Below are 12,541 nucleotides of genomic sequence, written 5' to 3'. Positions count from 1 at the left end.
AACAACCCCGGCTCCCTGCTGCACTGGACCCGCAAAATGATCGAGATCCGGCAGCGCCACCCCGTCTTCGGCGTCGGCTCCTACGTCGAACTGTCTGCCTCCAACCCCTCCGTCCTCGCCTTCACCCGCGAGATCGACGGGTCGGACACCAACCAGTGGGGCGGCATGGACACCGTCCTCTGCGTGAACAACCTGTCCCGCTTCCCGCAGCCGGTCGAACTCGACCTGCGGCGGTTCCGGGGCTCGGCACCGATCGAGTGCATGGGCGGCGTCCAGTTCCCGGCCATCGGCGACCTGCCCTACCTGCTGACGCTCCCCGGGCACGGCTTCTACTGGTTCCTGCTCCCGCCGCCGCCCGCCGAGCGCGACCCGGGAGAAGGAGTGATGTAGCCGTGCCGCCGCCCGACCATTCCCTCGTTCGGCTCCTGTCCGACTGGCTGCCCCGGCAGCGGTGGTTCGGCGGCAAGGACGCGCCCATCGACGAGCTGTCCATCGGCACCGCCACCGAACTGCGCACCGGCGACCCCGCCCTGCACCACCTCGTCCTCGACGTCCGCCAGAACGGCACCACCGACCACTACCAGCTCCTGCTCGGCGTCCGCCGCCATCTGCCCGAGCGGCTGCACGCCGCCGCGATCGGCGAGGCCGACGGGCACCCGCCCATCACCGGGCACGTGTACGACGCGGCCCACGACCCCGACCTGACCCAGGTCCTGCTCGAATTCATGGCGAGCGAGGCGTCCGCCGGGCCGCTGCGGTTCCGCCGCGCGCCCGGCACCGGCATCCGCACCGGGCTGGAGGGGCTGCCGACCTCGGCCGAGCAGAGCAACACCTCGCTGATCTTCGGGGACGCCTACATCTGCAAGCTGTTCCGCCGGCTGTCCCCCGGCGTCAACCCCGACCTGGAGGTCAACCTCGCGCTCACCCGCCAGGGCTGCGCGCACATCGCCGCCGTGCACGGCTGGGCCGAGCTCGACCCCGGCGACCCCGCCGAGCCCGGCGCGGAGCCGGTCACGCTCGCGCTGCTGTCGGAGTTCCTCCGCACCGGGACGGACGGCTGGCAGCTCGCCCTCACCAGCGTCCGCGACTGGTTCGCCCAGCCCGCGCCGCCGGACGAGGCGGGCGAGACGGGCGAGGTCACGGCCGAGGACGCGGGCGAGGCCGGCGGCGACTTCGCCGCGGAGGCCGAGCGGCTCGGCGCCGCCACCGCCGAGGTGCACCGCGACCTCGCCGCCGCGTTCGGCGTCGTGCGGACGCCGCCGGAGGCCGTGCGCGACCTCGTCTTCGGGATGAACGAGCAGCTCGACCAGGTCACCGCCGCCGTCCCGGCGCTGCGCCCGCACGCGCACGGGATCCGCCAGGTGTTCGACCGGGTCGCGGCCGACGCGTCCGGGCTGGAGTTCCAGCGCGTCCACGGCGACTACCACCTCGGCCAGGTCATGCGCACCGACGCGGGCTGGGTGCTGCTGGACTTCGAGGGCGAGCCGGCGCGCGCGCCGGGCGAGCGCCGCGCCTTCGCGCACCCGCTGCGCGACGTCGCCGGGATGCTGCGCTCCTTCGAGTACGCGGCGCGGTTCCTGCTCGCGCGGGACCACGGCCTGCCGGACGGCACCGCGGAGGCGCTGGAGCTGCGCGCCCGCGCCTGGGCCGAGCGCAACCGCGCGGCGTTCTGCGCCGGGTACGCCGCCGCGGGCGGCCCCGACCCGGCCGCGCACGCGGCGCTGGTGCGGGCGTTCGAGTGCGACAAGGCCGTCTACGAGGTCCGCTACGAGGCGAGCAACCGGCCGTCCTGGCTCCCCGTGCCCCTCCGCTCCCTGGCCCGCCTGGCGGGCTGAGCCCGGGGCCGGACCCGGCGGGCGGCCGCTCTCACAGGTCGATCGCGTAGTCGAGGACGACGCGGTCGGCGGGCAGGACGATCTCCCGGCAGACCTCCATCACCCCGGCGCGCGCCAGCAGCCGGCGGGTGATGCCGAGGACGGGGACGCCCCCGGTCATGCGGAGGGTCTCCGCCTCCTCCGGCGTCGGCATCCGGGAGCGGACGGACTCCTCGACCCGGACGGGCGGGTGCCCGAGGTAGGCGAGCTGCGCGAGCGTCCCGCCGGGCCACGGCTCGCGGGCCGGGTCGGCGACCGGGGTGTCGCCGACGAGGTCCCACGGCAGGTAGTTGACGGAGATCTGCTGCGGCTCGTCGCGCGCGTGGAACACGAACCGGCGGCGCAGCAGCTCGGTGCCGGCCGGCAGCTCGAACAGCGCGGCCAGCTCGCCGTCGGCCCGCACCCGGCTGAACTCCTTGTCGAGCCGGTACTCGTCCCAGCCGATCTTCTGGTCGCGGGTGAAGGTGGTCTCCGGGACCGCGAGGGGCCGGGTCACCGCGCGGTACCGGTCCATCGCGACCCGCCGCGCGGGCGGGACGACCTTGACGAGGGTGCCGCCGCCGCGGCGGGTCTCGACGAGCCCCTCGCCGCGCAGCAGCGCGACCGCCTGCCGGATGACGATCTCGGAGACGCCGTGGGTCTCGCACAGCTCGGCGATGGTCGGCAGACGCGTGCCCGGCGGGAGGCTGCCGTCGCGTATCCCCTCCCGCAGCGTGTCGGCGATGCGCAGGTAGGCGGGACGGTCCGGCACCGGCGTCACCTCCCTACTCTGCGCCGCGCGCGCCCGGCGCGGCGTTCGAACGATGTTCGACTCGGCGTTCGATCCCGGCCCGTCCTCCCCGCCGTCCGTACCTTCCGTGCGCTATCCGGGAGGGCACGGTCCGCTTACGGACAGCTTGACACCTCTTAGCCCGAGTAAGACTTTTGTATACAGAAGAACGGCCTCGGGGAAGGGACGACCTTGATGGGCGACTTCGACGAGTTGAAGGCGGCCATCGAGGGCGAGTTCCCCGGCTGGCAGGTGTGGCGCAGCGACGCGGGGCGCTGGTACGCGACCCGCAGCGGCGACCTCACCGATGCCGAACTCCAGGCGGGATGTGCGATGACGGTGGCGGCGGACGACGCGGAGGGGCTCCGCCGCCTCCTCGCCGAGCAGGAGCGCGGGAGGCCCGGGGACCGGTGAACGGAGGCCATGGGGAACAGCGGGGCCCGGTCCGCGAGCGGGGGCGGACCGGGCCCGGGGGCCCGGGTGCGCAAGGTACCTGTGTCGCTGAGGTGACACAGGAGTGGATCCTCGGGCGGCGGGGTCGATGTCACTTCCGGGACGAGGCGGACATGACCCCGCAGCAGTGGCGGGCGTGACCCGCCCACGGAACGTGGCCGCACGGGCGGCGGCATTCGGCGCGACCCCACGACGAAAGAGTCGAGCCGCCCGTGCGGCCGCAACCGTCTCCGCCCGCGGGCCGATCGCACCACCGGCCGATCGCTCCGCCGCGCGGATGAACCGGTCATCGGGCCCCATCGCGGCCGATCGGCGATCTTGAACGTCAAGCTCGCGGAAACAGGTCCTCCCGTCATGTGAGACCACCCCATCTCGGGGCACTCCTACAGGAGTAGAGAACAGTGACGGGAGGCCCTGAGGCCATGGCACGGGTGACGCGCGCGGAGATCGACCGGCTCGTCGGCGGCGACCACCACGATCCGCACGGCGTGCTCGGGGCGCATCCCGGCAGGGACGGCGTGACCGTCAGGGCGCTGCGGCCGCTGGCGGAGAAGGTCGAGGTCGTCCTGCCGGACGGGAACCGGCATCCGCTCCGCCACTTCCACCAGGGCCTGTTCCAGGGGACCCTGTCGGAGGGCGCGTCGCTCGCGGGCGACGACGACCGCGAGGCGCCGCTGGCCGTCCCCGACTACCGGCTCGCCGTCACCTACGGGGACGGCGTCGAGACGGTCCAGGACGACCCCTACCGGCACCTGCCGACGCTCGGCGAGCTCGACCTGCACCTGATCGGCGAGGGGCGGCACGAAGAGCTGTGGCGGGCGCTCGGCGCGCAGCCCCGCTCCTACGCGTCCGCGCTCGGCACCGTGCACGGGACGGGCTTCGCGGTGTGGGCGCCGACGGCGCGCGGCGTGCGCGTCATCGGCGACTTCAACCACTGGGACGGCCGCGGCCACCCGATGCGCTCGCTCGGCTCCACCGGCGTATGGGAGCTGTTCGTCCCGGGCGTCGGCGACGGCACGTGCTACAAGTACGAGATCCTCGGCGCGGACGGCGTGTGGCGCACCAAGGCCGACCCCATGGCGCAGTGGACGGAGCGTCCCCCGGCGACGGCGTCGCGCGTCTTCACCTCGTCCTACGAATGGGGCGACGGCACATGGATGGACGGCCGCAAGGACCACGACTGGCTGCACGAGCCCATGAGCGTGTACGAGGTGCACCTCGGGTCGTGGCGCCCCGGGCTCGGCTACAAGGAACTGGCCGACGAACTCACTGAGTACGTGAGCGACATGGGCTTCACCCATGTCGAGCTGCTGCCGGTCGCGGAACATCCCTACGGGCCGTCCTGGGGCTACCAGGTGACGTCCTACTACGCGCCCACCTCGCGCTTCGGGAACCCGGACGACTTCCGGCACCTCGTCGACCGGCTCCACCAGGCCGGTATCGGCGTCATCATGGACTGGGTCCCGGCCCACTTCCCCAAGGACGAATGGGCGCTGGCCCGGTTCGACGGCACCGCGCTGTACGAACACGACGACCCGACACGCGGCGAGCACCCCGACTGGGGGACGCTGGTGTTCAACTACGGCCGCGCCGAGGTCCGCAACTTCCTGGTGGCGAACGCGTCGTTCTGGCTGGAGGAGTTCCACATCGACGGCCTGCGCGTGGACGCCGTGGCCTCGATGCTGTACCTGGACTACTCCCGCAAGGAGGGCGAGTGGTCGCCGAACATCTACGGGGGCCGCGAGAACCTGGAGGCCATCTCCTTCCTCCAGGAGATGAACGCGACGGTCTACAAGCGCAACCCCGGCGTCATGACGATCGCGGAGGAGTCCACGGCGTGGCCGGGCGTGTCCCGCCCCACCCACCTCGGCGGGCTCGGGTTCGGGTTCAAGTGGAACATGGGCTGGATGCACGACACGCTCGAATACCTGCGCCACGAGCCCGTGTTCCGGCACTACCACCACAACGAGATCACGTTCTCGCTGGTGTACGCGTTCTCGGAGAACTACGTCCTGCCGCTGTCGCACGACGAGGTCGTCCACGGCAAGGGGTCGCTGCTGAGCAAGATGCCAGGCGACGCGTGGCAGCAGTTCGCCGGGCTGCGCGCCCTGCTCGCCTACATGTGGTCGCACCCCGGCAAGCAGCTGCTGTTCATGGGCCAGGAGTTCGGGCAGGGCGCCGAATGGGCGGAGGAGCGCCCGCTCGACTGGTGGCTGCTCGACAACGCCGCGGAGGGCGCCAACCACCTCGGGCTGCAGAAGCTCGTCCGCGACCTGAACCGCGCCTACCGCGCCGAGCCCGCGCTGTGGACGCGCGACAGCGACCACGAGGGGTTCCGCTGGATCGACGGGAACGACGCGGGCGGCAACACCCTCTCCTACCTGCGCTACGGGACGCCGCCCCCCGACGGCGGCGAGCCGCCGGTCCTGGCGTGCGTCGTGAACTTCGCCGGGAACCCGCACGAGGGTTACCGGCTGGGGCTGCCCCGCGCGGGCGGCTGGCGCGAGGTCGTCAACACCGACTCCTACGACTACGGCGGCAGCGGCGTCGGCAACCTGGGCCGCGTCGAGGCGTCCGGCGAGCCTTGCCACGGCCTGCCGTCGTCCGCGGTGCTGCGCGTCCCGCCGCTGGGCGCGGTCTGGCTGGTCCCCGAATAGCGGTCCGGCCGGTCCCCCGGATAGGGGCGCGCGCGCAGGCCCGCTCGGTCATAGGGTGGGCGCATGCAGCGCCTCCACATCGTCCCGGGCCAGTTCCTTGTCGAGCATCTCCCGCACTCGACGTTCCCGGAGGACGACGAATGGGTCGCGCTGATCCGTGCCCCTGAGGGCCTCACCGTCGTGCGTGAGGCGTCGCCGTTCACCGAGGCGGAACGCTGGGTCGGCTTCTACGGGGAGCCGGGCGACGGCCTCGACGTGCCCGGCGTGCTGGCCTCGATCGTCCAGCCGCTCGCCGACGCGGAAGTGCCGGTCTTCGTCGTGTCCACCTACCACGCGGACCTCGTCCTCGTCTCCGAGCACCGGCTGAAGGACGCCACCGAGGCGCTCCGCGCCGCGGGCCACCGCGTCGAGACGCAGTAGCGCGCCGCCGCGGCCGAGTCTCCAGAGGCCGAGGGACTACAGGCGTTCCAGGAGCCAGCGCGGGCCGGTGACGGCGGCGCCGGCGGCCTCGCAGCGGCCGCGCAGCTCCCGGTCGGCCGTGACCACCAGGTGCACGGTGCCCGGCCGGGCCTCCTCGACGAGTTCCACGATCCGGTCGTCGCCGCTGCCGGGCGCCGCCACGACCGTCACCCCCTCGGCGGGCTCGTCCGCGACGGAACGCGCCGCGCCCTCCACGACCAGCACGACCTCCGGGAAGCACTGGTCGAACGGCACGACCCCGCCGGGCAGGCCCCGCACGCCGCCGGCCAGCACCTTCAGGTCGTCGCGGAGCCGGGCGTTCGCGCCCGCGCGATCCTTCCACCAGCCGTCGGCGCGCGCGCCCACGACGTTCGCCGCGTCCACGACGAGGACGAGTTCCTTCATCGCGCCCCGCAGGCGGGGCCACGACCGGGCGAACGGCGGGAACAGCTTGCGGTCGGTGACCTCCTCCTCCCGGACCCACGCGGCCCTGCGCGTCTCACTGGACGCCGGGCCGACGTGGACGCGCTCGGACAGCGACCCGATCACGGACGTGTACATCCAGCCGCCGTGGTCCTCGACGCTGGTGCCGTGCACTTCCACCGCGCGGACGTCGAGCGTGCACTCCTCGGAGGTCTCCCGCAGCGCGCCGGTGACGGCGTCCTCGTGGCTGTGCAGCGCGCCGCCGAACATGCCCCACGACCCGCCGCCGAGCCCCCACCACGCGCGCTGCTGGAGCAGGATCCACACCTGGCCGGCGTCGTCGCGGTGGTAGGCCAGCAGGCCCGCCGCGCCGAACCGTCCCCAGTGCGTGTGCCCCTGATCGCAGCCGGCCCAGCCGTCGCCGTCTCCCATGCGTCCGACCATAGCGCCGGGCGCTCGTGACGAACGGCACAGTGCCGCCCGGCCGGGCACCGAATACCATTCGAAGATCACCGCTGACCAGGGAGAGTGAGTTGAGCGTCGACGCGAGCGCGGCGGCCCTCCAGGAGGCCGCCGAACTGTGGAACACGCTGTCCGGCGCCGACTTCATCCAGGCCATGGTGGAGCGGCGCGTGCCGGAGTTCTCCGACATCAGCGAGTACATCGGGCAGGCCGTGCGGTCCGCGGAGCCCGGTCGCGTGGAGATCGCCTGGACGCCCGGGGACAAGCTCTGCAACCCCGGCGGCACCGTCCACGGCGGCTACATCGCGATGATCCTCGACAACGCGGTCTGCATGGCGGCGAGCAGCACGTGCGACCGGTTCATGCCGATGCTCACGCTCAACCTGAACGTCGACTACCTGCGCGGCGTCCAGTCCGGCCACACCTACACGGTGACCGGGACGTGCCTGCACCCCGGCGCCACCCGCATGGTCTCCAACGCGCTGATCACCGACACCGCCGGGCGCCCCGTCGCGCAGGCGTCCGCGAGCGTCATCCCCAACAAGGCGTTCGCCCGCTGAGCCGTCCCGCGGCCTCGCACGCCTGCTCCCCCGCGGCCCCGCACGCGTCCTCTCGCGCGGCCTCCCACGCCTCCTCCCCGCGTCGGAGGGCGGCTGGACCAGAGGTGCAGGAAGGGCCGAAAGGGACCGCATAGGCTGGGGCCATGGTGGATCCCGGCACAGTCGTCAACGTGATCAAGCAGGCCCGCGAGCGCCGGACGGCGCCGCTGATCCTCGAACTCGACCTGACCGACGGGCTCGTGGAGACCGCGCCGGCCGACCCGATCTCGGCGATCCTGTCCATGCGCCGGGCGAACCTGCGGGACGTCCTGGACGGGCTGCGCCGCGCCCGCTCCGACAGCCGGGTGCGCGCCCTCGTGGTGAAGGTGTCCGGCGGCGTCGGGCTGGCGCTCGTCCAGGAGCTGCGCGAGGCCGTCCGGGCGCTGCGGGACGCGGGCAAGTTCACCGTCGCCTGGGCCGAGACCTACGGCGAGGGCGGGCGCGGCACCGTGCCGTACTACCTGGCCACCGCGTTCGACAAGGTGTACCTGCAGCCGACCGGCGAGGTGGGGCTGACCGGCGTCGCGCTGGAGGAGCCGTTCTTCGCGGGCGCGCTGGAGAAGGCGGGCATCGAGCCGCGGTTCGCCAAGCGGTACGAGTACAAGACCATGGCGAACACCTTCATGGAGAAGGCCTACACGCCCGAGCACGAGGAGTCGTCGCGGCGGCTCGTCGCCTCGCTCGGCGAGCAGATCACCGCCGGGGTCGCCGCCGCCCGCGGCCTCTCCGAGGAGGCGGTGCGGGCGCTGGTCGACCGCGGCCCGTTCCTCGCCGACGAGGCCCTGGAGGAGAACCTCGTCGACCGGCTCGCCTACCGCGACGAGGTCTACGCCGACCTGCGGGAGCGGTTCGGCGAGGAGGCGCAGCTCCGCTACGTGTCCCGGTACAACCGGGCGCACGGCCTCGCGAGCCGCCTCCCGCAGCCGGGGCGGCAGGACGTCGTCGCGCTGATCAACGGGCAGGGCCCGATCCGGCTCGGCCGCAGCGGGCGGGGCGGGCCGCTGCCGAACTCGGGGCCCGCGATGGGCTCGGACACGATCGGCGCCGCGTTCCGCGCCGCGGTGAAGGACGAGCGGGTCAAGGCCATCGTGTTCCGGGTGAACAGCCCCGGCGGGTCCGCGGTCGCCTCCGACGCGATCTGGCGCGAGGTCGTCCTCGCGCGGCGCGCCGGCAAGCCGGTGGTCGTGTCGATGGGCAACGTCGCGGCGTCCGGCGGCTACTACGTCTCGATGGCGGCGGACACGATCGTCGCGCAGCCCGGCACGCTCACCGGCTCGATCGGCGTCGTCGTCGGCAAGGCCGTGGTGAACGGCCTGCTGGACCGCGTCGGCATCGGCCTCGGCGCCGTCGCCGACGGCGCCCACGCCCGGATGCTCAGCGCCACCAAGGACTTCAGCGACTCCGAGTGGGAGCGGGTGAACGCCTCCCTCGACCGGATCTACGACGACTTCACGGCGAAGGTCGCCGAGGGCCGCGACCTGTCCCGCGAGCGCGTCCACGAGCTGGCCCGGGGCCGGGTGTGGACGGGCGCGGACGCGAAGGAGCACGGCCTCGTCGACGAGCTCGGCGGCCTGGACGCGGCCCTCGACCTGGCCCGCAAGAAGGCCGGGCTGGCGTCGGACGCGCCGGTCCGGGCGTACCCGCACACCTCGCCGCTGGAGCGGCTGCGCCCGCCGGAGTCCAGCGAGGACCGCACGGCCGCGTCCGCCCGCTTCGACGGGTGGGGGTCGCTCGGCGGCCTCGCCGCGCGCCTCGGGCTGCCCGCCGCGGGCCCGCTGACCCTGCCGGGCGCCTGGGAGATCCGCTGAGCGCCGACTTCGTCGAGGCCGTCGCGGGCTTCGCCACGGGGGTGGCCGTGCTGACCGTCCGCGACGGCCGCGACGACCTCGGCACGACGGTGACCTCGTTCATGTCGGTCTCCCTCGACCCGCCGCTGGTGGTGGCGAGCGTGGCGACGTCGTCGTACCTGGCGGAGGTGCTGAACCGGCGGCCCCGCTGGGCGGCGACGGTCCTGGCGTCGGCGCAGCGGGCGCTGGCGGGCCGCTTCGCCGCGGAGGGCCGTCCGAGCGCCCGCATCCTGCTGGCCGCCGAACCCCACCACCGCGGCCCGCACTCGGACGCCCTGATCCCGGACACCGGCGTCTCCGCGCTGGAGTGCGAGACCCGCCAGGTGATCGAGGCGGGCGACCACACCCTCTTCGTCGCGGAGGCGCTGGCCACCGACTACGTGTCCCGCGACCGCTCTCCCCTGGTCCGGGTCAACCGCCGCTACCTGCCCGTCTAGCCGTTTCAGCGGACCCGGCGGCCCGCCTTCCACACCGCGTGGGTCTGGGGGACGCCGGGCCGGTAGGCGAGGTGGATGTGCGATGGAGCGTCCAGAACGTGGACGTCTGCGCGCGCGCCCGGAGCGAGGTGGCCGACGTCGGTGCGGCGGAGGGCGCGGGCACCGCCCGCGGTGGCGGCCCAGACGGCCTCGGCCGGAGTCATGCGCATGTCGCGGACGGCCACGGCGATGCAGAACGCCATGCTGGAGCTGTAGCAGGAGCCGGGGTTGCAGTCGGTGGCGAGGGCGACGGTCGCGCCCGCGTCCAGGAGGCGGCGCGCGTCGGGGTAGGGCTGCCGGGTGGAGAACTCGACGCCGGGCAGGAGGGTCGCGACCGTCCGGGACGAGGCGAGGGCGTCCACGTCGGCGTCGCTCAGGAACGTGCAGTGGTCGGCGGACGCGGCGTCCAGTTCGACGGCGAGTCGCACGGCGGGGCCTTGGGTGAGCTGGTTGGCGTGCAGGCGGGGGCTCAGGCCCGCCTTGACGCCCGCTTGCAGGATCTCGCGGGCCTGGTCTGCGTCGAACGCGCCCTCTTCGCAGAAGACGTCCACCCAGCGGGCGTGCGGGGCGCAGGCGGAGAGCATGTCGGTCGCGGCCAGGCGGGCGTAGGCCGCGGCGTCGTCCCTGTACTCGGCGGGGACGACGTGGGCGCCGAGGTAGGTGACCTCGTCCGCGAGTTCGGCGGCGATGCGGACGGCCCGCTCCTCCTGCTCGACCGTGAGGCCGTAGCCGGACTTGCACTCGACGGTCGTCGTCCCCTGGCGCGCCATCTCGCCGATGAGGCGGCGCAGGTTGGCGCGCAGGTCGTCGTCGGACGCGGCGCGGGTGCGCTCGACGGTGGTGCGGATGCCGCCCGCCGCGTACTTCTCGCCGCTCATCCGGGCGGCGAACTCCTCGGCGCGCTCGCCCGCGAAGACGAGGTGGGCGTGGGAGTCCACGAAGCCGGGGAGGACGGCCCTCCCGGCGGCGTCGAACGACTCGTCGGCGGCGGGCGCCGCGGCTGCCGGGCCCGTCCAGGCGACGGTGCCGCCGTCCATGACCAGGGCCGCGTCCCGGACGACGCCGAGGCCGCCGGCGGCCGGGTCGTTGGTGACGAGTTCCCCGATGTTCGTGATCAACGTGCTCACCACGGCAGCATCTCACGCACCTTCCGGGCCCCGGGCCGCCGCTTCAGGCGGGTGCGGTGACATCGGCGATCGCTCGGGCGAGGGCGGCGGGGACGTCGTCGACGAGCAGGTGGCGGCCGTCGTGGACGACGGGGCGGCCGGAGACGACGACGCTCCGGACGTCGGCGGCGGTGGCGGCGAACACGGCGGCCTCGGCGGCGAAGTCCGGGGCGGCGCCGGCGGTGCGGACCGAGTCGAGGTCGACGGTGACCAGGTCGGCGTACGCGCCCGGCTCGATGCGGCCCGCCTCCGGCCAGCCGAGCCCGGAGTGGCCGCCGGACGTGGCGGCGGCGAGCAGTTCCCCGGCCGTCCAGTGGCCGCGGGTGCGGGTGCGGAGCCGCTCGTCCAGCTCCACGGCGCGGGCCTCCTCGAACATGTCGATGACGGCGTGCTGGTCGGAGCCGAGGCAGATCGGGGAGCCGGCGGCGGCGAGGGCGCGCGCGGGGCCGATGCCGTCGGCGAGGTCGCGCTCGGTGGTCGGGCACATGCAGACGCCGGTCATCGTCGTCCCGAGGAGGCCGATGTCCTCGTCGGTGAGGTGCGTCGCGTGGACGGCGGTGGTGAGCGCGCCGAGCGCCCCCGCCTCGGCGAGCAGCCGGGTCGGGGTCATGCCGTAGGCGTCCAGGCACGCCTCGTTCTCGGCGGGCTGCTCGGACAGGTGGACGTGCAGCGGCGCCCGGTGCTCCTTCGCCCAGGACGCGACCGCGCGGAGCTGCTCGCGGGGCACCGCCCGGACCGAGTGGATCGCGGCGCCGACGCGGGCGTGCAGCCGCCCCGCCTTGTCGGTCTGCTCGTAGAGGCTGTCGACGCGCCGCGCCCAGTTGCCGGCGGTGCCGTCGCCGAAGCGCAGCTGCGGGCCGGCCAGGGGGCGGCCGATGCCGCCGGTGAGGTAGCAGGCGTCCAGGAGGGTGATCCGGATGCCGGCGTCGGCGGCCGCGGCGATCAGCGCCTGGCCCATCGCGTTGGGGTCGGCGTAGGGGGCGCCGCCGGGCCGGTGGTGCAGGTAGTGGAACTCGCCGACGCAGCTGATCCCGGCGAGGGCCATCTCGGCGAAGACGGCGGTGGCGAGGGCGCGGTACGACTCGGGGTCGAGCCGGTCGGCGACCCGGTACATCTGCTCCCGCCACGTCCAGAAGGTGCCGGAATGGGCCTGGACGCGGGAGCGGAGGGCGCGGTGGAAGGCGTGGGAGTGGGCGTCGGCGAGGCCGGGGAGCGTGAGGCCGGGGAGCCGCTGGGCGTAAGGCGCGGACCGGACGCCGGGCGCGACGCCGGTGATCCGCTCTCCGTCGGCCTCGATCAGCACATCGGCCGCCACGCCGTCGCCGAGCCAGGCGAACTGGGCATGCCACTGCATAC

Annotated in this window: 12 protein-coding genes; 8 read left to right on the top strand and 4 right to left on the bottom strand. The window is 74.0% G+C overall.

Annotated features, from left to right (window positions below):
- Positions 1-390 (top strand): alpha-glucosidase C-terminal domain-containing protein (locus CHF16_RS23140; protein ID WP_179271657.1); only part of this gene is annotated, 390 nt, incomplete at its 5' end.
- 2 nt (positions 391-392) lie between these two features.
- A complete protein-coding gene (locus CHF16_RS23135) occupies positions 393-1,835 on the top strand; it encodes a maltokinase N-terminal cap-like domain-containing protein (protein WP_089328197.1) in 1,443 nt (480 codons plus the stop codon).
- A gap of 31 nt (positions 1,836-1,866) precedes the next feature.
- Here the strand turns inward: CHF16_RS23135 and CHF16_RS23130 are convergent, their stop codons facing one another.
- Positions 1,867-2,634, bottom strand: coding sequence for a GntR family transcriptional regulator (locus CHF16_RS23130; RefSeq protein ID WP_245869068.1), 768 nt, complete (start codon positions 2,632-2,634; stop codon positions 1,867-1,869).
- Between the two features lie 204 nt (positions 2,635-2,838).
- Here CHF16_RS23130 and CHF16_RS23125 point away from each other — a divergent pair, with 204 nt between their 5' ends.
- The 3 genes from CHF16_RS23125 to CHF16_RS23115 all read left to right on the top strand — a co-directional run bounded on the left by CHF16_RS23125 (position 2,839) and on the right by CHF16_RS23115 (position 6,173).
- A complete protein-coding gene (locus CHF16_RS23125) occupies positions 2,839-3,057 on the top strand; it encodes a hypothetical protein (protein WP_089328195.1) in 219 nt (72 codons plus the stop codon).
- A 461-nt stretch (positions 3,058-3,518) separates the two neighbouring features.
- A complete protein-coding gene (gene glgB / locus CHF16_RS23120) occupies positions 3,519-5,753 on the top strand; it encodes a 1,4-alpha-glucan branching protein GlgB (protein WP_089328194.1) in 2,235 nt (744 codons plus the stop codon).
- Between the two features lie 63 nt (positions 5,754-5,816).
- Positions 5,817-6,173: an ACT domain-containing protein gene (locus tag CHF16_RS23115; protein ID WP_089328193.1), complete on the top strand. Its 357-nt coding sequence runs from the start codon at positions 5,817-5,819 to the stop codon at positions 6,171-6,173.
- Positions 6,174-6,209: 36 nt separating this feature from the next.
- Here CHF16_RS23115 and CHF16_RS23110 read toward each other — a convergent pair whose 3' ends face one another.
- Entirely contained in the window at positions 6,210-7,067 is an 858-nt protein-coding gene (locus tag CHF16_RS23110) for an NUDIX domain-containing protein (RefSeq protein ID WP_089328192.1), read from the bottom strand.
- 101 nt (positions 7,068-7,168) lie between these two features.
- On the opposite strand from CHF16_RS23110, the gene CHF16_RS23105 reads away from it, so the two are divergent.
- The 3 genes from CHF16_RS23105 to CHF16_RS23095 all read left to right on the top strand — a co-directional run bounded on the left by CHF16_RS23105 (position 7,169) and on the right by CHF16_RS23095 (position 9,980).
- Entirely contained in the window at positions 7,169-7,657 is a 489-nt protein-coding gene (locus CHF16_RS23105) for a PaaI family thioesterase (protein ID WP_245869066.1), read from the top strand.
- 143 nt (positions 7,658-7,800) lie between these two features.
- Positions 7,801-9,504, top strand: a complete 1,704-nt coding sequence (sppA, locus tag CHF16_RS23100; RefSeq protein ID WP_089328191.1) for a signal peptide peptidase SppA — start codon at positions 7,801-7,803, stop codon at positions 9,502-9,504.
- Positions 9,489-9,980 carry a flavin reductase family protein gene (locus CHF16_RS23095; protein WP_089328214.1) on the top strand — a complete coding sequence of 164 codons (492 nt, stop codon included), beginning with the start codon at positions 9,489-9,491 and terminating at the stop codon, positions 9,978-9,980. Before sppA ends, CHF16_RS23095 begins: the two co-directional genes overlap by 16 nt.
- A 5-nt stretch (positions 9,981-9,985) precedes the next feature.
- On the opposite strand, the gene hutI is transcribed toward CHF16_RS23095, so the two are convergent.
- Positions 9,986-11,146 (bottom strand): imidazolonepropionase, encoded by a 1,161-nt coding sequence (gene hutI / locus CHF16_RS23090; RefSeq protein ID WP_245869061.1) that lies wholly within the window; start codon positions 11,144-11,146, stop codon positions 9,986-9,988.
- A 43-nt stretch (positions 11,147-11,189) separates the two neighbouring features.
- The gene (locus CHF16_RS23085) at positions 11,190-12,539 is read right to left on the bottom strand and encodes a formimidoylglutamate deiminase (RefSeq protein WP_089328189.1); all 1,350 of its coding nucleotides are present in this window, start codon (positions 12,537-12,539) and stop codon (positions 11,190-11,192) included.
- Positions 12,540-12,541: the final 2 nt, after the last annotated feature.

This window comes from Actinomadura meyerae (assembly GCF_900188445.1).
Lineage (GTDB): Bacteria > Actinomycetota > Actinomycetes > Streptosporangiales > Streptosporangiaceae > Spirillospora > Spirillospora meyerae.
Note: the sequence above shows the minus strand (reverse complement) of the source record. Positions and strands in the feature narration are given on the sequence as shown.